General features: G+C 43.0%; 19 protein-coding genes. 11 read left to right on the top strand and 8 right to left on the bottom strand.

Annotated elements, in window-relative coordinates:
• Positions 1-499 precede the first annotated feature (499 nt).
• Entirely contained in the window at positions 500-1,144 is a 645-nt protein-coding gene (locus BIW53_RS00680; RefSeq protein ID WP_070989652.1) for a DUF2959 domain-containing protein, read from the bottom strand.
• An 85-nt stretch (positions 1,145-1,229) separates the two neighbouring features.
• On the opposite strand from BIW53_RS00680, the gene BIW53_RS00675 reads away from it, so the two are divergent.
• The 3 genes from BIW53_RS00675 to dtd all read left to right on the top strand — a co-directional run bounded on the left by BIW53_RS00675 (position 1,230) and on the right by dtd (position 3,595).
• Complete coding sequence (locus BIW53_RS00675; RefSeq protein ID WP_070989669.1) at positions 1,230-2,123, top strand: virulence factor BrkB family protein; 894 nt, start codon at positions 1,230-1,232, stop codon at positions 2,121-2,123.
• 16 nt (positions 2,124-2,139) lie between these two features.
• The gene (locus BIW53_RS00670; RefSeq protein WP_070989649.1) at positions 2,140-3,081 is read left to right on the top strand and encodes an alpha/beta fold hydrolase; all 942 of its coding nucleotides are present in this window, start codon (positions 2,140-2,142) and stop codon (positions 3,079-3,081) included.
• Between the two features lie 76 nt (positions 3,082-3,157).
• A complete protein-coding gene (dtd, locus tag BIW53_RS00665) occupies positions 3,158-3,595 on the top strand; it encodes a D-aminoacyl-tRNA deacylase (RefSeq protein WP_070989667.1) in 438 nt (145 codons plus the stop codon).
• On the opposite strand, the gene BIW53_RS00660 is transcribed toward dtd, so the two are convergent.
• Positions 3,592-4,281, bottom strand: a complete 690-nt coding sequence (locus tag BIW53_RS00660) for a spermidine synthase (protein ID WP_070989665.1) — start codon at positions 4,279-4,281, stop codon at positions 3,592-3,594. The two genes, dtd and BIW53_RS00660, sit on opposite strands and share 4 nt — an antisense overlap.
• Positions 4,282-4,438: 157 nt before the next feature.
• Between BIW53_RS00660 and BIW53_RS00655 the strand changes: the two genes are divergently transcribed.
• Positions 4,439-5,332 (top strand): bifunctional GNAT family N-acetyltransferase/hotdog fold thioesterase, encoded by an 894-nt coding sequence (locus tag BIW53_RS00655; RefSeq protein WP_070989647.1) that lies wholly within the window; start codon positions 4,439-4,441, stop codon positions 5,330-5,332.
• Between the two features lie 47 nt (positions 5,333-5,379).
• On the opposite strand, the gene BIW53_RS00650 is transcribed toward BIW53_RS00655, so the two are convergent.
• The gene (locus BIW53_RS00650) at positions 5,380-6,192 is read right to left on the bottom strand and encodes an AraC family transcriptional regulator (protein WP_245699320.1); all 813 of its coding nucleotides are present in this window, start codon (positions 6,190-6,192) and stop codon (positions 5,380-5,382) included.
• A gap of 567 nt (positions 6,193-6,759) precedes the next feature.
• On the opposite strand from BIW53_RS00650, the gene BIW53_RS00645 reads away from it, so the two are divergent.
• A complete protein-coding gene (locus BIW53_RS00645) occupies positions 6,760-7,944 on the top strand; it encodes an MFS transporter (protein ID WP_070989645.1) in 1,185 nt (394 codons plus the stop codon).
• A 33-nt stretch (positions 7,945-7,977) separates the two neighbouring features.
• Here BIW53_RS00645 and BIW53_RS00640 read toward each other — a convergent pair whose 3' ends face one another.
• Positions 7,978-8,868, bottom strand: a complete 891-nt coding sequence (locus BIW53_RS00640) for a LysR family transcriptional regulator (protein ID WP_070989643.1) — start codon at positions 8,866-8,868, stop codon at positions 7,978-7,980.
• A 100-nt stretch (positions 8,869-8,968) separates the two neighbouring features.
• On the opposite strand from BIW53_RS00640, the gene BIW53_RS00635 reads away from it, so the two are divergent.
• Both BIW53_RS00635 and BIW53_RS00630 read left to right on the top strand, forming a co-directional pair.
• Positions 8,969-10,159, top strand: a complete 1,191-nt coding sequence (locus BIW53_RS00635; protein WP_070989641.1) for an MFS transporter — start codon at positions 8,969-8,971, stop codon at positions 10,157-10,159.
• Positions 10,159-10,683: a GNAT family N-acetyltransferase gene (locus tag BIW53_RS00630; protein ID WP_070989639.1), complete on the top strand. Its 525-nt coding sequence runs from the start codon at positions 10,159-10,161 to the stop codon at positions 10,681-10,683. The genes BIW53_RS00635 and BIW53_RS00630 overlap by 1 nt, the downstream gene beginning before the upstream one ends.
• Positions 10,684-10,723: 40 nt before the next feature.
• On the opposite strand, the gene BIW53_RS00625 is transcribed toward BIW53_RS00630, so the two are convergent.
• A complete protein-coding gene (locus tag BIW53_RS00625; protein ID WP_070989637.1) occupies positions 10,724-11,395 on the bottom strand; it encodes a DUF1707 SHOCT-like domain-containing protein in 672 nt (223 codons plus the stop codon).
• Positions 11,396-11,624: 229 nt separating this feature from the next.
• Positions 11,625-13,667, bottom strand: a complete 2,043-nt coding sequence (locus BIW53_RS00620) for a glycoside hydrolase family 97 protein (RefSeq protein ID WP_070989635.1) — start codon at positions 13,665-13,667, stop codon at positions 11,625-11,627.
• Positions 13,668-13,854: 187 nt separating this feature from the next.
• On the opposite strand from BIW53_RS00620, the gene BIW53_RS00615 reads away from it, so the two are divergent.
• Entirely contained in the window at positions 13,855-14,493 is a 639-nt protein-coding gene (locus tag BIW53_RS00615; protein ID WP_084228020.1) for a methylamine utilization protein, read from the top strand.
• Positions 14,486-15,718: a hypothetical protein gene (locus tag BIW53_RS00610; RefSeq protein ID WP_070989631.1), complete on the top strand. Its 1,233-nt coding sequence runs from the start codon at positions 14,486-14,488 to the stop codon at positions 15,716-15,718. Before BIW53_RS00615 ends, BIW53_RS00610 begins: the two co-directional genes overlap by 8 nt.
• A 29-nt stretch (positions 15,719-15,747) precedes the next feature.
• On the opposite strand, the gene sthA is transcribed toward BIW53_RS00610, so the two are convergent.
• Positions 15,748-17,193 (bottom strand): Si-specific NAD(P)(+) transhydrogenase, encoded by a 1,446-nt coding sequence (gene sthA / locus BIW53_RS00605; RefSeq protein WP_084228018.1) that lies wholly within the window; start codon positions 17,191-17,193, stop codon positions 15,748-15,750.
• Positions 17,194-17,228: 35 nt separating this feature from the next.
• Complete coding sequence (locus tag BIW53_RS00600) at positions 17,229-18,374, bottom strand: acyl-CoA desaturase (RefSeq protein ID WP_070989629.1); 1,146 nt, start codon at positions 18,372-18,374, stop codon at positions 17,229-17,231.
• Positions 18,375-18,481: 107 nt separating this feature from the next.
• On the opposite strand from BIW53_RS00600, the gene fabR reads away from it, so the two are divergent.
• A complete protein-coding gene (fabR, locus tag BIW53_RS00595; RefSeq protein WP_070989627.1) occupies positions 18,482-19,084 on the top strand; it encodes an HTH-type transcriptional repressor FabR in 603 nt (200 codons plus the stop codon).
• A gap of 295 nt (positions 19,085-19,379) precedes the next feature.
• Positions 19,380-22,637: a M4 family metallopeptidase gene (locus BIW53_RS00590; RefSeq protein WP_070989625.1), complete on the top strand. Its 3,258-nt coding sequence runs from the start codon at positions 19,380-19,382 to the stop codon at positions 22,635-22,637.
• The last annotated feature ends 91 nt before the right edge of the window (positions 22,638-22,728 follow it).

Genomic DNA, 22,728 nt, shown 5'->3' with positions numbered 1-22,728 from the left:
TAGCCGCTACGGAGTAGCCACTACGGAGTAGAACATCCTACTGCGTAGCGCACCAAGCTCCTAATTAAGTAAAAAGCCCATCCAATCGGATGGGCTTTTTGCGTTTTGGGGTTGTAGGTCGTGATAAGCGCAGCGCCATCCGACGTTTAAGAGAGTCCCTCGGCAGCAGTGTGAGTCTCTCAGTGGTGTGAGTCCCTCAGTGGTGTGAGTCCCTCAGCAGTAGCTAAATCTGCTCACTTCACCTTGCGCAAAGGAAACGCCCTCACTTCGTTCGCAGTCGTTAACCCTTTGCACTATATTCACCTTGCGCAAAAAGAGCGTGTTCGCTTCGCTCATGTCGCTAACCTTTTGCACGATAATTCACCTTGCGCAAAAGGAATGTCAGCGCTGCGCGCTTTGTCATTAAACTTTTGCACGATATTCACCTTACGCAAAGGAAATGCTCTCACTGCGTTCGCTGTCGTTAACTCTTTGCACGATATTTGCGTTGCTCGAGCCATCAATTCGTTGTATTCATTTGCGCTATGAATTTGTTGGAGTCTTCAATGGAGCGATTCATATCATTAATCAATGACTGAATATCTGTTTGTAGGCTTTTGAATTCACCTCGAATGGCAGCAATAGCTTGTGCATTTAAATTGTGTTTGAGATATAAAACATTATCTTTTAGAGATGCTAATACAGGCTGCATTTTACTTTCACTGCTACGCATTGAGCGAAGTAACTTATCAAATTGTCGCTGTGTTTGCTTCAGCTTTTTGTCGCTTTCTCTTTTTAGCTTTGCACTTGAGTATTGCTCTAATTCATCTTGCCATTCGTCGAACAAAGCTTGTGCTACATCCTCTACCTTATTAATGTTCGCGCTAACCTCTTGGGCTGATGCGAGGCTAGATTCATAATCGTCGTTTAATTGCTCATATACTGACTGTAACTCCTTGCCATCAAAATTGATCAAGGTACTTAAGCGTTCTAGTGCAGATTGAAACTCCTGCTGTGATTCTTGCTGAGATTCTTTTGTATCTTCAACTCTATCTACCAAGATTTCACGTTTGTGGATCCCTACTTTTTCCATAGCGGAGTAGTAAGCTGTTTGACATCCTGTAAGCCCAAGAACAAGAGTGGTTAGCAATGTGAAGCGTTTCATATTAAGCCAGTTTTCTATCAATCATGCTGTAAATTATGTAACTGATTGCTATGATGTGCAAAGAGTTTCTAAAAATTAGATGGTTATGAAGGTTAGGGTAGAACAATTGTTGCCGAAGGTAAAACAGCTTATTTCAATGCAGCCGAAGTGGTGGCGATACTACTTAGGGCGTTGTACTGAAGATCAGATCACTGTTAATGCTGGCTATCTAGCCTACGTCACTTTATTGTCTTTAGTGCCTCTAATAGCTGTAGGTGTAGCAATCTTTTCTGCATTTCCAGGGTTTGAAGACACCAGAGTGGCGATAGAGAACTTTATTTTTAATAACTTCGTACCTACCTCCACTGATAGTATTAAGTCGCATATCAGTGCATTTACTGGGAATGCAAACCAAATGACGGCGGTAGGTATTGGCTTTTTAGCCGCAATTGCACTGCTGTTGATCAGAAATGTTGATGCAGCCTTAAATAGAATATGGCGTGTCGAAAAGAAGCGCCCTTTAATGATTTCTTTTGCTATTTATTGGATGGTTCTAACGCTAGGACCTGTGTTGCTTGGGGCAAGTATCGGTGTAACTTCTTATATTGTCTCTCTTGTATCTTTTGCAGATCAAGGGATACCCGGGTTTAGCGGGTTTTTACTAAAGCTATTACCATATGCGATTTCAATGGCAGGGTTCATTATGCTCTATACTTTAGTGCCTAACACGCGCGTATCATTTAGGGCGGCTGTTCCCGGAGCATTGTTTGCTGCACTATTATTTGAGTTATCAAAGAAAGGCTTCGCAGCATATATCAGCCACTTTCCCTCTTATGAAGTGATTTACGGCGCGTTAGCAACGGTTCCAATTCTGTTTGTGTGGGTTTACCTATCGTGGATTGTAGTGCTGTTAGGTGCTGAATTTACAGTTTGTTTAGGCGAGCATGAGCCATGGTTTAAACATGACGATAAACAGATGGAGGAAGAAGAGACATACTAGGTCAAGAGGTGTGACAATGGCACAGGGTTATATTGTAGGAAACGCATTACGCAGTTTTCATTTGGCTGTTGGCCATGGGCATCAGATTTATGTTGAAGAGTATGGAAAACCAGACGGTTTGCCAGTTCTCGTTAATCATGGTGGGCCAGGTTGTGGTTTGAATCCCGAGGCGACGCAGTATTTTAACCCTGAGCGGTATCGAATTATTTTGTATAGTCAAAGAGGGTGTGGTGGTTCAACACCTCATGAGTTGCAGCATAATACACCCAACTACCTTGTTCATGACATACTAAAACTATTAGATCACCTGGAAATAAAACAAACAGTTCTGGTTGGTGGCTCTTGGGGAGCTACATTGAGCCTGCTATTTGCGCACAAATATCCAGAGCGTGTTAAGGGTCTAGTTTTATGGGCGTCTTTTTTAGCAACAGAGCAAGATATACAGTGGCTATATTCTCCCCAAGGCGCTGGGGCTCAGTTTTATCCCGAAAGCTATCATTCGTTCAGCCAGGGTTTACAAAGCGCTGAGGATGTTTTGGCGTATTACCGTGATGCTTTGTATAGTGATGATGAATTGTTGCAGCATAAGGCTGCTCACCACTGGCATGAATGGGACCGACAGGTCACGTTGGCGGCATCTCTTAGTCGGTATCATTTAGAACAAGCTAATTGTATTACACAGCAGGCGAAGATAATGTGCCATTACTTTAGCCCTGAAATATTTGTACAGTTACAAAACTTAGATACTGCTCCACAGGAGCTTAAATCAATCCCTATATGGTTTGTTCATGGTAGACACGACCTTGTGTGTCGTTTTGCTCCAGTTCAGCGGTTAGCTGATGAACTCAATGCTCAATTGTATATATTGGATGGTCTAGGGCACAGTGGTGCCAGTCAGGCTTATTTTGAAGCAATACGTAGAGCCGCAGATCTTTTAGCGTGCAAGCTGCACTCATAACATTTTGCATGACTGGTGATTATGAATCTATTGACTTATAGTGACGCACTTTGTTGATATTGTAAAAGAGGCTTATGTGCAAGGCTTAATACAAAGAGTTTCGTTTGCCAAAGTAGAGGTTGCTGGCACGATAGTGGGTGAGATTAAAACAGGTTTAGTACTGTTGCTAGGCGTCGAAAAAGAAGATACACAAGCACATGTCGCTAAGTTACTACATAAAGTAAGTAACTATCGGATATTCACTGATAACGACGGTAAGATGAATCTCAGCCTAAAGGACATTGCAGGTGAGCTGCTTGTGGTTTCCCAATTTACACTTGCGGCTGACACTCAAAAAGGGATGAGGCCAAGTTTTTCATCGGCGGCAGTACCGGAACGTGCAAATGCTTTATATGAGTTATTTGTAGAGCAAGCGAAGGAATCAGGCTTAGAAGTAGCAACGGGACAGTTTGCCGCCGATATGCAAGTGACTTTGTGTAACGATGGACCTGTGACTTTTAACCTTAAAGTCTAGCGTTTAATTGCAATGATGTGATTTGCGTAGTCGGCGACAGTTTCGATTCTTGGCTTTTTGCCAAAATTGGTGATCAATAAGTGTTCAAGGCGCTGACGCTGCGATGGATGCTCGGCTAGAAAGTTGATAAAGAGCCAACCATCATGGTTGAGTGCAGCGCGTAGGTGTCGGTAAAATGGATGCTGGAACAAAAATAGTGGTGCATCTATTGCGCTGAACAAATCTAAAATAATCCAATCATATCGTTGATTACCAGACAGTGCTGTATCGGCATCCATACAAGCTACACTGCACCCTTGTTCGCCACGGAAATACTTTTTATAGCAATGGACTATGTCTGGATTGTTATCTACGGAAAGCACATCACACTCTGGGTAAATCGCTTGTAGGTAGTCTCTGATGGCACCCCCACCCAATCCTAGCTCTAACACTTTATTTGGTGTGGGTAAATTCTGCCATATCGCCGCAAGAGTTTGTAAATGAGGAAAAAGAAGCTGCTCTGGGTGGTCTTTCTCCACTACAGATTGTAAGGTGTCGTTGATCAACAACCAGCGCAAGGTTTTGTCTTGCCGAACTTGTATGCTCACATTGCCATGTTTGTGCCAATAAAGTAAATGACCTAGTTGGTGGCTCTGTTGTACAAATTGGTTGGCGATCGTGCCTCGGGCAGTCACAAAATTATGCATAGTAACATCAGCATAGCTCACGATTGCTGTAATGCCACTTTGTTCGGTAATTTTTACACTCAGCTTTGGCCTTCTACCAATAGAGTATGTTCAGTTTCCTTGATTTCTAGTATGGTCTATTGCTCATCGCCAAGAAAAATGAATAACAGGAGTATTTATGTTTAAGGTTAGCTCACCGCAAAGCAGTGAAGATTGGCAAGCTTATTACCAACTGCGTTGGCAAGTTTTACGCGCGCCTTGGGGTCAGCCTCGAGGCTCGGAGCAAGACGATTTAGAGCAAGAGTCTGAACATTTATACATCAAAGATAATGAAGAGCAGGTGCTTGCAGTAGCCAGATTACACTTTAACACCCAGCAGCAAGCGCAGGTGCGTTATATGGCTGTGTCTGAGGCGCATCGAGGTCAGCATCTTGGCAGCAGACTATTACATGAGCTTGAGAAAAGTGCCTGGCGACAAAGTGCAGAAGAGTTAGTCTTATTTGCCAGAGAAAGAGCATTAGCATTTTATGAGCGCCATGGATATAAGATGGTTGAGAAGGCACATTTGGCTTACAACGATATCCAGCATTGGAAAATGGTTAAACAAAGACCAACAGAGCCAGGCTGGTTTCGTCACCCAGATTGGACCCAAGTGCTACAAGATACATGGCGAGAGTCCATTCCTATCAGTGATGCGATGGGGATCAAGGTTGAGAGTTATACCGATTGGCAGTTTTCAACACGTGCAGATCTAAAGGCGAACCTGAATCTTCATAATTCAATGTTTGCAGGTTCAATATACAGCATGGCAACGCTGACGGGGTGGGGAGCCACTTACCTTGCATTAAAAGAGCAAAACCTAGAAGGTAGTATTGTATTGGCAGATGCCAATATTAAGTACTTGAAACCGCTAACCAGCGCGCCAAGTGCCTCAGTATCTATTGCAGATTGTCAGGGTAAGCTTGAAGAGCTTAAAACACAGGGCAAGGCGAAGTATATTGTACCTGTACGGGTTCATGATGGAGACGTCTTAGTTGCTACGTTTGAAGGTACATTTGTGGTATTAAATTAGACACAACTTGCAATGGCCTTGTATATTCAAGGCCTGACAGCCAAATACTAGGGGCGCTTTAGATATTGGCCAGGCGTACAGTTAAAGACTTTTTTAAACGAAGTATTGAAGGCCGAGCTGGATTCAAACCCAAGTTGTTCGGCAATGTACTGTTGATTATGACCTGCTTCTATCATTTCTACCGCTCTCAATGCCCTTAGCTTTTGTTTCCACTGACTGAAGTTCATTGCAAAGCTTTTTGCAAACAAACGATTAAGTGTACGTGTTGATGCGCCAATTTCTTCACCCCATTGTTGCAATGTTTTGTGGCAACCTGGGTTTGCGTGCAGCTCACTTATGATTGGCAGTAGTCGATCATCTTGTGCTGTTGGCATGAAAAATGAGCTAGTTGGTGCTGATTCAAGTCTATCAACAAATACTTGGATAAAGCGTAGCGTTTTTTCATCTAGTGTATAGTCAGGCTCCCAAGCGCATATTTCCAATATCATGGCTTTTAAGAGTTCATCAACGTGGAGCAGTTTTGCACTGCCACCTAGCAGTGGAGCGTACTTTTCGTCGATATAAACACTTCTAAAATATCCCCCATACCTACAAAAAGTTTCATGTGGTAAATTTGGGGGGAGCCATAGAGCCTGATCGGGAGGTATTACAAAATTCCCTTCGGGTGTCACAATACTTAGAACCCCATTGCTTGTATATGCAAGTTGCCCCCATGTATGTTGATGTGTTTGAACATGCTGCCATGGAGGCATGGTGCTGGCTCTTGGATACACAGGCTTGCCTAAGTGCTTTAATTTAAAACGTGTCGCGATACTGTTCCAATTAGCTGTCATCACATCATTTTGGCCATTTACCATCATAAACCTCTGTTTCCGGCATCTAGATATTTCATAATTGTTACCAGGGAAGGTTTACTTCAACCCACTATAAGAGATTTTTGTCTCAAGGTTAAGGTTTACTAAAATGCTAGCCTAGCGGCTTAAGGCTACCAAATTACCCCTTTTTTATCAGCAATGATAAGAATTGCTTGTGGAGTGTTGTTGGAAGCTCTCTTAGTACTGTTATTAGAGAGATAGCTGAACAGAGGATGTATTTAGTGATTAAGGTCTTTATCAGACTAATTTGGCTTTGAGTATTAACAGCAACCCTTTCCATGTTGTTCAGCAATAGCCTGATACAAAAAATATTAGATGTCATTAGTATGTTGGTGAGTTTATGTTGCGCAATGAGCTCCACTCCCTTAAGCGTTAGTTAGAATTTGTATCCTGCAAAGTTGTTGTTGAATGAAAAATGTTCACAGTAAGAGCTGAGCAATTATTTTGCAATTTGTCCGATCTGATAAATTATCTGTCTATAAATTGGATTTTGGTCACTGTTACTAGGCAGTAGAATAAAGCCGCTTATTAAATGTGCTTTTAGGAGAAATAATGGAAGATGTTCAACCTCAATCTAGATGGAAAACCCCGTTTGGCTTTTTGGCGCTATCAACAATTGTTATGGCGGTCACATTTGCAGCTTGGACAGCATTGCTGAACAACTTTGCGGTAGAAGCTGCGCAGTTTAATGGTGCGAATATGGGCATGCTGCAATCTTTGCGAGAGATCCCCGGCTTTTTAGCGTTTACGGCGGTTTTTATTTTGCTCGTTGTTAAAGAGCAGACATTTGCCCTTCTCAGTCTGTGTTTATTGTCTATAGGGGTGGCAATAACAGGGTTATTTCCAAGTATTTATGGGTTGTACGCAACGACCGTGCTAATGTCGATAGGTTTTCATTATTTTGAGACGCTTAACCAATCTTTGAGTTTACAGTGGTTTAAAAAAGAAGAAGCACCACAAAAGCTTGGTCAGTTGATGTCAATTAAATCTATGGCCTCGTTGGTCACTTTTGGACTTATTTGGCTATGTGTCACATTTATATCAACTAGTTATGAGTGGTTATATTTACTGCTAGGGGGAGTTGGCCTCGCACTGACATTATTTATGATAAGTGTATTCCCACATTTTAAACAGCAAAGCACACAGCATAAAAATATCATTTTGCGAAAAGAGTACAGCCTGTACTATTTACTGCTCTTCTTTGCAGGCGCTCGTAGACAAATATTTATGGTGTTCGCTGGGTTTCTTATGGTCGAAAAATTTGGTTTTGACGTGGCGCAAATCACCATGCTTTATATGCTTAACCATGTTATCAATATTTTTGCGGCGCCCGTTATTGGCAAAATGATTGGCAAAATTGGTGAGCAAAAAGCACTAACAATTGAATACACAGGTTTGATGTTAGTATTTACCGGTTATGCTTTGGTTGAGTCAGCTCAACTGGCGGCCGCTTTATATGTAATAGATCACTTGTTTTTTGCAATGGCGATTGCTCTAAAAACTTACTTTCAAAAAATTGCCCGCCCTCAAGATATTGCTTCTACAGCTGGGGTTAGCTTTACCATCAACCATATAGCTGCAGTCATTATTCCAGCAAGTTTTGGTGTGGTTTGGCTTTATGATAGCGCATTGGTATTTTATTTTGGAGCTAGTTTGGCTGCCTGTTCGCTGATATTAAGCCAGTTTATTGGTTGGCATTTACGGCGTCGACAGGTCCAAGTGAGCGCACCACTTTAACATGAAAAAATAAAGTCCACACGGCTGAGTCTATTATGTTTGCTGTGTGGCTAATTGCTGCTTAAGGTGATCGATAAATAGTCTGGTTTTGATGGGAATGAACGCGCTGTTTGGGTAGTAAGCCCATAACTGCTTGTTGGCGGATTTTACTTGCGGCAGAACAGGAACAAGCGTGCCTTCATGCAGTTGTTTGTGGATATAACTGGCTGAGATAAACATCAGTCCCATACCTTGTTCCGCAGCCTCTAGCATGGCATCAAGGTGATCGGAGACAAAGTTGCAATGATCGAAGGTAAAAATAGAATCATCACTTAGCACTATATGGCCTTTTTTGTGATAGTAATTACTTAATAACATTTTGTGGCCTGCCAAATCATTCACATTGTTAATGACACTGTGGCGCCGTAAATAGCTGGGGGCAGCAAACAGCTTCATTTGGTAATCCAGTAAACAGGTACCTTTGTGGGCGACTGAATCAAACTCATCATAATGACGAGTGATCACTAAATCATGATGCAAATCGGGTAGAGCACCAGGTGCAAGCACATTAAGTTGGATTGTTATATCTGGGTATTGGCTGAGAAAAGTCTGGATGCTTGGCATAAGGATACTATTCCCAACCGCTAATGTCGCAGCTATTTTGAGGGTCCCTGATGGGGTTTTATTGACCTCTTGAGAGTGTTCTAAAATATGGTCAAATTGCGCAATAAGTGCTTGGGCTTTAGGTAGCAACAAATGGCCAGCCTCGCTTAGCTTAACCTGTCTCGTTGTACGGATCAGTAAGCTCAGGCCCATTTGTTTTTCTAGCCAGTCGATGCGTTTGCTTATCGCGGATGAAGAAATATTTAACTTCTCCGCAGCTTGAGTGAAGCTGCCATACTGAGCGATTAGTGTGAAACTTTTTGCTGCACTAAGCCAATCCATATTAATTCCTTTGAGGACATAATGTTATTCCAATTACAGGGTTTTTTGTCAGTAAAGTAAAGCATATAGTCAGCACAGAATTTTCACAGGCAAATATTCCATGTTGATAATCGCGATGCTACTGCTGTCTTGCTCGCAGCTTGCGAGCCAAATATTTTTTCCAGTATTACCACATATTGCCGCAGATCTTGAGATGAGTCAGGGGCTCAGCCAAATGATGATCACAGGTTATTTCATATGCTTGGGCTTGTCGCAATTAATGGTTGGTCCATTGCGAGATAAGTATGGAGACAGGCAAGTCTTTTTAGCTGGGCAAACGGTGTTTGTGGTAGGCAGTATTTGCTGTGCATTGGCCACAAGCACCGAGTGGTTTGCTCTGGGACGATTATTTCAAGGGTTGGGTGCAGCAGCTCCTTTGCTGATCAGCCGTACTATTTTAGGTGCGGTATATCGTGGTGCTCAATTGCGAGAGGCGCTAGGCAGTCTAGCGATGGTTGCAAGTTGTGTGGCCATCGTTGCGCCGTGGTTTGGAGGGGTGTTAGCGAGTTGGGCTGATTGGCAATTTTTGGCTTGGATGTTGAGTGCTTATTTGATAATCGTGGCCTTTATCGGGTATTGGCTATTACCGTCTGGATCAAGTCTTAGTGCGACAGGGTCGCTGTATCCTCATCATCTGTTTAGACAATATCAAACACTATTCAGTGCGCCTAAGTTTGTGGCTATTGCCCTATTTAAATGGACACCGACATTTATCTACATGACCACACAGCTATATTTTCCTTTTGTATTACAAAGGCAATTCGCGTTGAGCGAAGCACAATTTGGCAGTGTAATGATGTTACCCATGGCTGGCTTGCTGTTGGGCAGTTTGCTCAGTAGCAAGTTGCATCGGCATTTGAATATGGCTTGGGTGACGGGTTTGTTTTGGCCTTTACTTGTGCTAAGCGGTGTTTGTTACATGTTTATGCCGTTTACGCTATTGAATGCTTTACTGGCTTACGGACTAGTTATGATAATGTTTGGTGGATATTTTGCCATCTATATTCAAATGCTAAGTGAGTATTTCCCCGAGCAAGCTGGTAGTGCTAATGCACTGATAGGCGCATGTGAGCTGTTGCTGTTCTCTTTGTTAGCGGTAGCATGTAACAGTTATTTTATCGACAAACCTAGTGATATGGCATGGGTTACTTGGTTCATGGCAATGTTACTTGGTTGGGCGTGGATGACCTTGTTTTCAAACAAGCGCTCATGGAATAGATTTTTACTAGCAAGACGAGTAAGGAATATTTAATGCGATTTTATACGAAGCGATTGGCTATAAGGCCGGTGACCCCAGATGATCTCGCAGCAAGCTATGAGCATCGAAGTTGCCCGCTTACTTCCCGATATATTGGTGAGCCAGCCAGTTATGAGCAGGCTAAAGAGCGTTTATTGGAGGGCTGTCAGCCATGGCTGGCACTGGAAAATGAACGTTTGGCTTTGGCCATCACATTGCAAAACAATGATCACTTAATTGGCGAGCTGATGTTTAAGTACGTTAATAAAGCTAGTCTCATTGGTGAAATAGGTTACCGACTGCATAAAGATTTTATCGGGCAAGGATATGCGTATGAGGCAGTATCTATGTTCGTCGAGCGTCTTTTTGTCGAGCTGGAGGTTAAGAAAATAACTGCCTTGTGCGCTATCGAAAACATTGCTTCTTGGAAGTTAATGGAAAAGCTAGGAATGCAAAGAGAAGGGCACTTACGTAGTCACTTTCAACTGAGTATGCAACGCTCAGATGCCTATTATTACGGTCTGTGTCGAGATGAGTAGAATGGTGGGGGGACATCCCCCATAACCATAGAACGACTAATTACCCAAGCTTACTTTCGTCAAACATTGATTTTAAGTTCGTGGCAAACTGCTTCATTTTCTCTTGCATGGTTTTTTTCACGAAAATGTCGACACTGCCTAAAATCACCTTACCTTGGATATATAACTTAGGACGCTGTTGAGTGACGATATTGGAGGATAATTGTGAGCGATTGTTGCTGACATGACCCATGATGTTAGTTGTACTGGTTATAACATCAATATTTTCGGGGATGATGATCTCATCGCTGCCCATGATACAGTTGACGTCGATGATAACCTCGGGATGAGTAAAAACTGCGTTTCTAAAATCTAACTCTATGCTGCCAAGATAGTTGTTTAAGCTAATATGTTTCGGTACAACCCATTCACCGCTACGATGGTCTGAACTTAGAATTGACGTAATAGTAAGAGAGTCTTGATGTGGGTGTGATGCTGTAAATTTAGGTTGCATACGCGCTTGCTTTTCGCTGTAGTAGCGAGGATCTGATTGTAGCGGTAAATCTGCAACGAGTTGTTGTAATTGGCTTTGTTCATCAATTTGATAAGCCTTGTCTAACCGTCGCTCAAAAGCATCAGCAGATAATTCGCCATGGCTGTAATTTAAAATAAGCTGATCGATAACTTCTTCACGTACCGTTTCTAAAGGTCTGTCATTGATTGGAACTGGCATTGTATTTTCCTTAAAACATATTGAGTAAGAGAGTACTACGTTGAAAGCAATTACTGAACCAATTATTTATATCATAAATATCATGTAGTTATGATTTTGGCTGGAAAGTGTAATTAGTGATATTGACCAACAGTTAAGTAATTATGCTAATTAATGTGTAGCTAAAACAATAGGTTTAGGAAGTTAAAAAATGAAGGGCAGCACTCCAGTACTGCCTTTCAAGGGGCATTTAAATAGCTTTAAAACGAATCGCTGTACCGCCACTAGTGGCGAGCTTTAGGGTTAACTTATCTTTTGCGGTGACAATGCGCTTGCTGATCGACATGTCATAAGGGTTATGCTTCCATTCTGCTTGTTTACCATCTTGATAAATATGAGCTTCAAACTTTTTGTTGGCATCCAAAAAGTCCAGTTTAATTTCAATACTACGTGCATGCTCATCAGTGATAGCCCCTAAATACCAGTCATTGCCTGTATATTGTCCACGTTTTCTCTCTTTGCGAGCAAATACAACGTAATCACCAACCTCTCCTGCCAAAGCAATACTGGTTTCCCAATCAGTGGGGACATCTTTAATGAACTGAAATGCATCCGGTTTGGCTAGGTAGTTTTCTGGTAAATCTGCTGCCATTTGGATTGGGCTGTAAAGTACAACATAAAGGGCAAGCTGCTTGGCTAGCGTGGTTTGTGGTCGATTGGTTTTGTCTCCTAACCCATTAAAACTCATATCAAATATACCAGGGGTAAAGTCCATAGGGCCCGCCAACATTCTGGTAAAGGCAAGCATGGGCGTATGTTCTGGGGGGTTAGGAGGGGTTCCCCAAGCATTGAATTCCTGACCTCTCGCTCCTTCTCGACTCAACCAATTTGGATAGGTGCGACGTAGTCCGGTATCTTTGATTGGTTCATGGGTATTAATACTGATTTGATACTGTGCTGCTAATTTTACATTATCAAGATACTCATTGACCATAAACTGACCATCATGCCATTCATAGCGGGCATAACCTTGTTCATCGATGCGTTTTATATTGCCGCCATCAGCTACATAGCCTGTTTTAACTTGTCGCACGCCATAGGTTTGATAAAGTGAAAAAGCATCTTTCATCTGTTTTCTATAGTTACTGACGTTGCCTGAGGTTTCATGGTGTCCTATCAAGCGGGCACCAACCTGTTTGCCGTGATCGCTGATCGCTTTTATATCAAAATCAGGATAAGCCTCAGTAAAGCTAAATACATCACCATTGAAGAACCAGTCCCCATCCCAGCCTGTATTCCAGCCTTCGACGAGCACGCCATCAAAACCATGTTCGGCAGCGAAGCTTAAATAAGCTTTTGTGTGCTCAGTTGTGGCACCGTGTTTCTCGCCGCTACCCCATGTATTTTTACCTATGTGCATACCCCACCAAATTCCCAAGTATTTACCCGGCTCAACCCATGAAACATCACCTAGCTTATTTGGCTCATTTAAGTTGAGGATCAAATGAGAATTCAGTAAATCTACGGCTTCATCACCAATTTGTAGTGTGCGCCACGGAGTTTTAAATTGGCCATTAGTCTTGACCCGAATCCCGTCTGACCAAGGTGTGAGATCCGCCTCAAATATCCCTGGGCGACGTTGGTTTAGGGTCATAGCCGCGTAATCAAGTAAAGCCGCTTCATGTACACTCACATGCACACCATCAGCGTTTTTTAGCGTAAACGGAGTATGTACATGGGCAGCATGCTGCAACGGTGTTGTATTGTAAGTATATTCATAGCGGTTCCAGCCACGTGCAGGGATCCACCAAGCAGTACTATTGTTGCTGTCGGCAAAATTGAATTCGGTTAACTCTTTGGTTATGTAAAGGGCACTGGCATGATTTACCTCGTAACGAAACCCTAAGCCATCATTGAAGACCCTTACTCTCAATACAAATGCAGTTTGCTTGCTGTCTTTATCACGGAACGTAACCGCTAGCTCATTGTGATGATCGTTGATTAGTCGAGCTTCGCCCCATGGTTGCTGCCAGGTTTGTTGGTAAGCGCTGGTGGCGCTAGAGCTTATCTCAAGGTTTTCTTTCATCGCTGCTGCATGCTTGAATTCGAAGCCTAGTTTAGAAGCATTCAGCAGTGGTTTGTTATTAAATGTGACTTGGTAGTGAGGCTGAAGTTGGCTATCAGAGATAGTAAATTTGATAGCGCCATCAGGAGAGCCAACCGAATAGCTTGCAGCTTGGATGACAGAGCAAAACAGGCCACTTGAAAGTATAAGATAGCTTAGTAAACGCATGGGGTCCCTAATTTAGTGTTGGTGAGTGGTGCATTACTAGCATACTGCGATGAACACGGAAGGCGGAAATATCTGCATACGTATTCATTGTGAAAGTGATGATACATATTATCGGTCTCATTGATTAACTGCGGCTATTTTTAGCCATGCTCTATACTGAACAACAAAGAATGCGTACGGACTGCTCATGAAAAAAATATTTATTTGGTTGGGTTTTATCTGTTTTTCTAGTCAGGCACTTGATGTAAGAATAAGTGACGAACGGGGCAATGCGATAGTGGGGGCTGCTGTATGGCTTACAGGCTCTAAATGGCAGGCTACGGAGCTGCAGGAAAACAAAGTATATAGCATGGGTCAACAAGATCGCGCTTTCGTGCCTCATACGCTAATCGTTCCCAGTGGCACGTTAGTGGAGTTTCCAAACTTCGACTCAATACTTCATCATGTTTATTCTTTTTCAAAGGCTAAGTCGTTTGAATTAAAACTATATAGAGACAAGCCTCTGGCGCCTGTGAGTTTTTCTCAGCCGGGTGTGGTAGAGCTCGGCTGTAACATTCATGATTGGATGTTAGGTTACATATTAGTCGTAAATTCAGGCGTGTATGGGGTAAGCGATGAGCAAGGCATAGTGCAACTAACGCTGGATAGCTCACAATTAGGAAACGCACAGTTAAATGTATGGCATGAGCGCTTTGAAAACTTAGATAGTCCTGAAAGCAAATCGATTACTATCACTCAGACAACTCAAGTGGTGGACTATCAAATTCAGCAAACACTGCTCGATAAAATGGAGTTTTTAACGGATGATACAGACGAATATGAGTAAGCTAGTTGTCATAGCTTTTGCAGTAGCACTGTTAAGTGAATGCACGCAGGCTCAAGAAGTCACGGGACAACTTAATGGCTTGGTTGAGATCACCGCTACCAACACCAGTGAACAAAAGTCATGGTTGCGACAAGGTTGGGGAGTTACGAGGTTTGATGCCGATAGCGATGTACTTGGCGTAAGTCGAGCTGTATTAAGTGGCAGAATGGATTTCAGCTCGGCGTGGTCGGCTCATGCCGTTGCGCAATATGTGCCCGAACCAGACCATAAACTGGGTTTCACCGAAGCCTATATACAATACCAACCGTTGGCTCAGGGTTATCAGTTTAGTGCACGAATAGGGGGCTTTTATCCTCGTATGTCCTTAGAAAACCCAGCTATTGGCTGGTCTTCTCCCTATACGCTCCACTACTCGGGTCTTAATGCTTGGTTGGCAGAGGAAATACGTACATTTGGTGCGGAATTTGAATTAAAGCGTGCTGCGAGACGGTTTCGCTCCAAGCATGATGTGAGTTTTGTTGGAGCATTGTTTAAAGGCAATGACCCTGCTGGGACACTCATAGCATGGCGGGGGTTTATACCTCATGATAGGCAATCGGTGTTTAATGAGCGTGTTGCATTTGCACGGGTTAAATCACTCTATGCAAGACAGCTCAGGTTTCAAGGCCAATATGTCGAACCATTTAGTGAGATTGATGGCCGCTTTGGATATTACGTCGGGGTGCACTGGAGTTACCTTAAACGTCATAGCCTAAGAGCCTATTGGTATGATAACAATGGGGACCCTGGTGCGCTTAACTACACGACTAAGCAGTACGCTTGGGATAGTAAGTTTTGGTCTTTGGCTTGGCGCTCTAAAGTATCTTCTCAAACTCAGTTTATTGCACAGGCTCTTTACGGAAACACGGCAATGGGACCAAGGCGTGGTGTTAATAATGACTTTTACAGTTGGTATGCCATGTTAAGCCATACATTCAGTGATTATCGTGTCAGCGGCAGAGTCGAGCAGTCAAAAGTGATGGATAAAGATACTTGGACATTCGACCCAAATGCCAGCCTGACAAATGGGGTTACGTTGAATGTGAGCAAAACTATATCTGAGGCATGGCAAGTGGGTGCAGAATTTCAATTTATTGACTACGAAGCGCAGTCTCGCCCAGTAGCCTATCTGCCATTAGGTTTGAGTGAGCAAGTTTGGCGAATAAGTGCTCAGTATCAATTTTAAAAAAAGCGCCGAGTTGGCGCTTTGTTTTTTTAATCACACAAACGGTTAAGGCCATTGAGTGCCGCGACTCGATATGCTTCGGCCATGGTCGGGTAATTAAAGGTAGTATTGACAAAATATTCAATGTTATTACCAGGACCTTTTTGTTCCATAATAGCTTGGCCGATATGGACGATTTCAGAAGCACGTTCTCCAAAGCAATGCACGCCAAGGAGCTCTTTGGTTTCAGCATGGAATAAAAGCTTTAGGCTACCCACTTCAGTGCCTGTGATCTGTGCACGAGCGAGATGTTTAAACTGTGCTCTGCCAACCTCATAAGGGATTTTAGCTGCGGTTAATTGCTGCTCAGTTTTACCTACAGAGCTCATCTCTGGAATAGTATAGATTCCCGCTGGAATATCAATGATCAGCTTGGCGGCACATTCACCATGGGCGATGGCATCGGCCGCTATACGGCCTTGATCAAATGCTGCGCTTGCAAGACTTGGATAACCGATAACATCGCCAACAGCATATACATTCTTAACAGATGTCTGATAATTTTCGTTTACTTTTAATTGCCCGCGACCATCCGCTTGTAGGCCAATAGCTTCTAAGTTAAGACCATCTGTATTACCGGTACGACCATTGGCGAATAAAATACAGTCTGCTTTAACGCGTTTACCTGATTTTAGATGCAAGATAACACCATCATCTCGGGTTTCAACTTTAGCAAAATCTTCATTGTGGCGGATCACGATGCCACTGTTCCAAAAGTGATAGCTCAAAGCATCAGATATTTCTGCATCCATAAACGCCAGTAATCTATCGCGGGTGTTGATTAAATCTACTTTTGCCCCTAACCCTTTGAAAATAGATGCGTATTCACAACCAATTACGCCCGCGCCATAAATTAGCACGCGCTGTGGATTGTGCTGCAAACTTAAAATTGTGTCGCTGTCGTAAATTCTCGGGTGTGAAAAATCAACACTGGGTGGCCGATAGGGGCGAGAACCTGTGGCGATCACTATAGTGCGAGCGGTGAGCACATCTTGTGAGCCATCAATATGTTGCACTTTGATAGTATGCTTATCTATAAAGCTAGCGTCACCTTGGTAGAGGTGAATGCGGTTACGCTCATAAAAGCTGCTGCGCAAATTTGATTGCTTCGAGATAACGGCACTGGCGTGATTGAGTATGTCCTGAAAAGTATGACGTTGTGGTTTTTCAGTAAACCGATAGAGTGGATTTGCCTTGTACTCAATAAGGCGGCTGACTGAATGACGCAGCGCTTTGGAAGGAATCGTTCCCCAATGCACGCAACCTCCACCGACAGCCTGCTGACGCTCAATCACAGCCACTTTTTTGTGACTCTTTGACAAGTTCATTGCGGCCCCTTCACCTCCGGGGCCTGTACCAATTATGATAGCATCGTATTGAAATGTGTCTGCGGCTGTATCAGCGGTACTTGCAGACTTATTTTTTGGCTTAGCCACGGCCTCTCCTCATTCTTTTAAGAGGCCGCCAACTTCTAGCTAAAAGAGGGTTTCAGCAGCCTCGCATTTAATGCTAACCAAGCTTGTTTTTGCGTTTGCCAAGCCGCTTCTAGCTCTTGATATTGTTTCATGAGCGCGGACTTGTCACAGTGTTCAAGCATGGAGTCTTTTTTCGCTTCGATTAACTGTTTTTGTACAGAACAAAAGGTTTGAAGCTTTTTTAGAAGCAATTCATACTCTTGATGTAACAATGTAAGCTTATCTTGCGCTAAAGGCAATTTTGCTAGGCGGACTTTAGTTTTCAATAGCAAAGTTTCTGCTTTGGCTTTCTCGATTCGCTCAATTGGTGTGCGCTTTAGCTTGGTTGCGAGTCCTACAGCGGCCAAACTGCGTATCATCCACTTGGTTGGGTCGTAGTGGTACCAACGAACGCCATTGCGATAGTCACTGGCAAAAATATGGTGAAAATTATGATATCCTTCGCCATAAGTGAATAGTGCTAAGAAACCGTTATCTCGAGCTGTATTTTTTTCCGTGTAGGGACGGGTGCCCCAAATATGCGCCAGCGAGTTAATGAAGAAGGTAAAATGTTGACTCAGTACTAGACGTAATACTCCTGTCAGTAATAGCATTCCCAATACTTCCAGCCAATTATTTGAGAAAATAGCTCCAAATATTAAAGGAATACCAATATTTGTAAGCAGTACCAATGTAAGGTAATGGCGGTGCTGAAACATCACGATTTTATTGCGTTGTAAGTCTCGGGCATTGGTGTAGTCACCATAACTCTCGCCTTGGTAATCTCTGAGCATCCAGCCAATGTGGCTGTACCAAAAGCCGTTTGTTGCGGCGTATGGATCCCTAACAGGATCGTCAACCTGTCCATGGTGAATACGGTGATCGCTACTCCAGTGCAGCGCGCTATTTTGCAGCGCAAACGCACCGCCTAATGCAAAAATCCATTGTATTGCAGGGTGTGCATCATAAGCTTTGTGTGCCCATAGGCGGTGGTAGCCTGCTGTGATTGATAAACCTGCGTAGAACATACAAACGATAAAAGCTATCCAGTGAGTGTTGGTATAGCCATAGGTAAAGCCATACCAAGGTACTAAAGTGATTGCCGCCAGAAATGACAGACTAAAAAATAAGACATTGGTCCAAATTAAGGGTGGTTTTTTCATGATTAGTTAATTTCAGCGTACAGTTGTACGCTAAAATAATATTTCATTCTAGCGCCGTCAAGTATTAGACTTGAGATCGTTTCAAAAAATCGCGATTGGAGTTCAGGATGTCGGGTGTTCGCGCACAGCAAAAACAAAAAACTAGGCAAGCGTTAATTGAAGCTGCCTTTAATCAACTCAGTGCAGAACACAGCTTTTCTAACCTTAGTTTACGTGAAGTCGCGCGCGAGGCAGGCATCGCACCAACGTCATTTTATAGACATTTCAAGGATATGAACGAGTTAGGACTAACTATGGTTGATGAGGCTGGGCTGACTTTGCGACAGCTCATGCGCCAAGCTCGCAGGCGTATAGCCAGTGGAGGGAGTGTGATCATCACGTCCGTTGAAACTTTTATGGAGTTTATAGACACCTCCAGCAACCAATTCCGATTATTATTGAGAGAGCGCTCAGGCACATCAAAAGCGTTTCGCGCAGCGGTAGCGCGTGAAATAAAACACTTTATTCTAGAGTTAGCGCACTATCTTGAAACAGAAACACCCTGTGATAAACATCATGCTTATATGCAGTCAGAAGCCATGGTTACGTTAGTATTTAACGCAGGTGCGGAGGCGCTTGATCAAGATGCTCAGCAGCGTGGCGAATTGACAGAAAGACTGATCTGGCAATTACGCTATATTGCTCGTGGTGCCAACCATTATGGTGCTTAGTAACTAATTAATACCGACTGGCGGTATAATATAATCGCTCGGTTCTTCACATTAGTGTGGTAAACAACTCATACTTATTAACCAAGTTAACGTTCCTTAATTAGGGCTTTTATTTGCGGTTCAAATTCATAGGAATTAAAAATTCCATTCATTTCAAAGTTGTGGGAATAAGGTAAACAACTTCGCACTTTATTGTTATTTAATTGTAAAGTTCGATGTATTACTCTAAACCCGACAATAATTCAATGAATGGTGTGATTAAGGAAATCACAACATTTCGTTTCAAGGAGTAGATATGAACAAGCTTACAGCTTTATTTGTAAGTGGTGTTGTTTGTGTAGTTGGCAGTGCTCAAGCTGCCCAGCAGTACCCGCTAGCAAATCAAAGTCAAAATTGGCCCTTGCTTAAGTTCCAATCCTCAACAAATGAAGGCTTACAAATAGCCAATGCACGCCTTGATGCAGCAAAGCTGCGTTATGAGCTTTTAAGTGCTAAGGGTACTAAACAGCGCTTTTTACACTATCAAGTATATGTCGGCCAGTGGCCTGTACTGGATAGCCGCTTTGTCGTGATTAAGGACGAGCAGGGTAAAGTTACTCAAGGCTTGGGCCAAATAATCGTTGCCGAACAGCATGAACAAATAACGGTTCCGAAGCGTTTTCATCAAAGTGATTTAGCACTTAAACAGCAAGTGGTTTCTCAATTACAATTAGACGATGCAAGTGTCAGCGTTGACAGAGCATATCAATTGGTTTTTGACGAGCTCAAACCGGTACTTCAAGTGCGGGCCAAACATGCTGACAAGATTCATCATTATGTGTTGGATGCTGAAACGTTAAAAACACTCAAAAGAGAAAATGCTCTAAATGGATTAGCCAATGATACGCTTGTCTCTGGTGGTGGTATTGGTGGTAACGAAAAGTTAGGTGGTATATGTTACTCGCCTTCACCCAATAGCATGACAAGCTGTTTGCAGTATCAATTTGATAGCAATACCGACAAGCCGCAGGAATTGGTTTTTAATGATACAGACAGCGCTATCTTTAGCGAATTCTCAGGTTATCCCTTTGTCGTGACAAAGTCCAATGACACATGCTTCTTAGAAAACCCATACGTACAAACTATTGATTATATGAGTAATCAAACTGAAGCGGCTAGCTATACTTGTTCCACTGGAAATGAGAATTTTGATAAAAATACGATAGATGACTCATACCTAAATTATTTCAGCTATTCAGGTGTGAATGACGCCCATTTTAACGGCGGTTTGGTCATGCAGTATTACCACACATTACTCAAAGAGTTATTTAACCAAGACCCAGACTGTCAGTCTGGTAGTTATTGTTTACGTCAGTTGAAACAAAAAGTCGGTAACAATAGTTTTGGCAATATTCAGGCTAGTTGGGATAATGAGTTCGTAAACTATGGCACAGGCAACTATGGTGCGACTCACTACTACCATACCACATTGAGTATTGTTGCCCATGAAGCCAGTCACGCAATCACTTACTGGAACAGTGGTTTAGGCGCGAATGGCCAAGACGGGGCTATTAACGAAGCATTTTCTGATATGGCTAGCGTGGCGTTATTAGACTACTTGTCTCTACATGCTTCAGGTAACTTTACCGCAACGACCCCTTATTTGGATTGGACTCGCGATGATAACAGCGGTTACGGTGCAAACCGCAAATGGTGGTATGGCTGGGATGTACTCTACCAAGGTTCTGGAACGAGATTCTTTGAGATGCCATCGTGGGATGGGAAAAGTATTGACCACTTTAAAGATTACGAAGCGGGCCAGTCAATCTATGCAACCGCAGGTGTACTGAGAAAAGCGTTCTATGAGCTGGTGAAAAGACAAGGGTGGTCTATTCAAGATGCCTTTAAATTGTTTCTTAAGGCTAACGTCAACTGTTTCTTTGCGGGTGCAAAGGTTGAAGATGCGGGCTACTGTTTGTTGGAGCAAGCGGACAGCTTTGCACACCTAAGTAGTGCTCAAGAGGTACGTAAGCAAATCGATGAAACACTACATTCTGTGGGCATCGTTGCGCAATCCTCTGATTTAACAACATTGGATTTTGGTAGCGAAATTAAATACGACACAGTCAGTTATGATTTAAGTGCTACCCAAGCTGATAGCATTGAATCGATAATGGTCGATTGGGGTGACACAGATGTGGCTCCTGAAACATGGCAGCGCAGCAGTGGCACAGCGATTTACCCGTTTTTGCAAAGGGAGTTGCAAGTACTGCCCGGCAAGCTACTGCGTTTAAATCTGCAAGTTCAGAAAACAAATGGTGACGTATTACACGGTTATAACCACTTCTATAGTCGCGAGGTTAAAGCCTCTTGTGGTCCACAGTTTAGCCCTGCCAGTGTTCATACAACATCAGTAGCCATCAATGAGCAGCAGTTTACGTTGGCTGAACAGGCCTACCAAAGCTTGTTGGACAATACCCTTACCCTTAACAGAAATAACCAGCATAGCATTGAGTTGGGCGATAGCGTCATCAATAAAAAAGTGACCGTTTTAGTTGATGTTGACCGTAATGGCGTTTTCAGTGCAGAAGAAATGGTGGTAGATAATCAAACTTTGACTACTGGCACGGTAACCTTCAATGTACCAGATAGCATCTCCGATGGTGTAAGCCTCATTCGTGTGGCTGTTGGGACTGATTATGCGTTCTATGATACATGTGGGTACGCAAGAGGCGCACAGGCATTCGATGTTAAAGTCAATATTGAAACGCCAGAGCTACCTTTAGCGGCTGATTTCAGCTACGAAGTGTTGGAAGGAAACCAAGTTAAATTTACTAATATCTCCACCGTTAATAGCGCTCGTCTGCCAAGTTACTTCTGGCAATTTGGTGAAGCAGGCAAAACATCTGGCGATGAAAACCCTGGAGTGGTTACTTATTCACAAGCGGGCAAAAGCTATGATGTAACACTGAAGGTAACCTATAACGATGGGACTAATACCTCCGAGGAAACTACGCAAACAGTTGTTGTTCCAGTACCAAGTTGTACTTCAAAAGTGATACCACAAGGAGATCCTGCGGCGTTTTTTGTTGATAAGCTTTCTATTCGCGCTGGTGGATTGAGCTATAGCTTTGATAACCCTGCATCAGGATATAACGCTGAGGGTTACGATGAAATCGATACTAACTTGAGATTCAATACAGGTAATGAACTGAATATTGATATTCAGAGCAACTCAATAGCTTGGGGCACTGCCAACTGGTACTTAGAAAACGTGAACGAGAACTTGCGTTTCACCATCTGGTTGGACAAAAACCAAAATGGCATATTCGAAGCGGGTGAAAACAACATTTCTAACCCGACTTGGAACTACACAAAAACCTGCTCATATCGAACATGGACATGTCGCATCAAAGCAAGTCAGTCTATAGCGCTCAATGCTAGCGAAATTGTTAAGGGCGATACGATACTCAGAGCCAAACTGGAAGAGCTACCCAGTTATGCACTTGGCTCTGATGGATGCAAGGACTTCCGATATGGCGAAGTTACCGACCTAAAACTGTTTATTCAGTAATCATTTTTATAAATCGCAGTAAGGGTTCCCATGTATAGGATACATGGGACTCCTGAGCGCGCGCTCAAAAAATATGATCAACAAATATAAA

The sequence above is a fragment of the Pseudoalteromonas byunsanensis genome (genome assembly GCF_001854475.1).
GTDB classification, from domain to species: domain Bacteria; phylum Pseudomonadota; class Gammaproteobacteria; order Enterobacterales; family Alteromonadaceae; genus Pseudoalteromonas; species Pseudoalteromonas byunsanensis.
This window is presented reverse-complemented; position numbering and strand designations above follow the sequence as displayed.

Excerpts from the sequence above, each read along its gene's own strand:
- BIW53_RS00680 (WP_070989652.1), bottom strand. The coding sequence starts at position 1,144 with ATGAAACGCTTCACATTGCTAACCACTCTTGTTCTTGGGCTTACAGGA.
- BIW53_RS00675 (WP_070989669.1), top strand. The coding sequence starts at position 1,230 with ATGAAGGTTAGGGTAGAACAATTGTTGCCGAAGGTAAAACAGCTTATT.
- BIW53_RS00670 (WP_070989649.1), top strand. The coding sequence starts at position 2,140 with ATGGCACAGGGTTATATTGTAGGAAACGCATTACGCAGTTTTCATTTG.
- BIW53_RS00660 (WP_070989665.1), bottom strand. The coding sequence starts at position 4,281 with ATGCATAATTTTGTGACTGCCCGAGGCACGATCGCCAACCAATTTGTA.
- BIW53_RS00655 (WP_070989647.1), top strand. The coding sequence starts at position 4,439 with ATGTTTAAGGTTAGCTCACCGCAAAGCAGTGAAGATTGGCAAGCTTAT.
- BIW53_RS00650 (WP_245699320.1), bottom strand. The coding sequence starts at position 6,192 with ATGATGGTAAATGGCCAAAATGATGTGATGACAGCTAATTGGAACAGT.
- BIW53_RS00645 (WP_070989645.1), top strand. The coding sequence starts at position 6,760 with ATGGAAGATGTTCAACCTCAATCTAGATGGAAAACCCCGTTTGGCTTT.
- BIW53_RS00640 (WP_070989643.1), bottom strand. The coding sequence starts at position 8,868 with ATGGATTGGCTTAGTGCAGCAAAAAGTTTCACACTAATCGCTCAGTAT.
- BIW53_RS00635 (WP_070989641.1), top strand. The coding sequence starts at position 8,969 with ATGTTGATAATCGCGATGCTACTGCTGTCTTGCTCGCAGCTTGCGAGC.
- BIW53_RS00630 (WP_070989639.1), top strand. The coding sequence starts at position 10,159 with ATGCGATTTTATACGAAGCGATTGGCTATAAGGCCGGTGACCCCAGAT.
- BIW53_RS00625 (WP_070989637.1), bottom strand. The coding sequence starts at position 11,395 with ATGCCAGTTCCAATCAATGACAGACCTTTAGAAACGGTACGTGAAGAA.
- BIW53_RS00620 (WP_070989635.1), bottom strand. The coding sequence starts at position 13,667 with ATGCGTTTACTAAGCTATCTTATACTTTCAAGTGGCCTGTTTTGCTCT.
- BIW53_RS00615 (WP_084228020.1), top strand. The coding sequence starts at position 13,855 with ATGAAAAAAATATTTATTTGGTTGGGTTTTATCTGTTTTTCTAGTCAG.
- BIW53_RS00610 (WP_070989631.1), top strand. The coding sequence starts at position 14,486 with ATGAGTAAGCTAGTTGTCATAGCTTTTGCAGTAGCACTGTTAAGTGAA.
- BIW53_RS00600 (WP_070989629.1), bottom strand. The coding sequence starts at position 18,374 with ATGAAAAAACCACCCTTAATTTGGACCAATGTCTTATTTTTTAGTCTG.
- fabR (WP_070989627.1), top strand. The coding sequence starts at position 18,482 with ATGTCGGGTGTTCGCGCACAGCAAAAACAAAAAACTAGGCAAGCGTTA.
- BIW53_RS00590 (WP_070989625.1), top strand. The coding sequence starts at position 19,380 with ATGAACAAGCTTACAGCTTTATTTGTAAGTGGTGTTGTTTGTGTAGTT.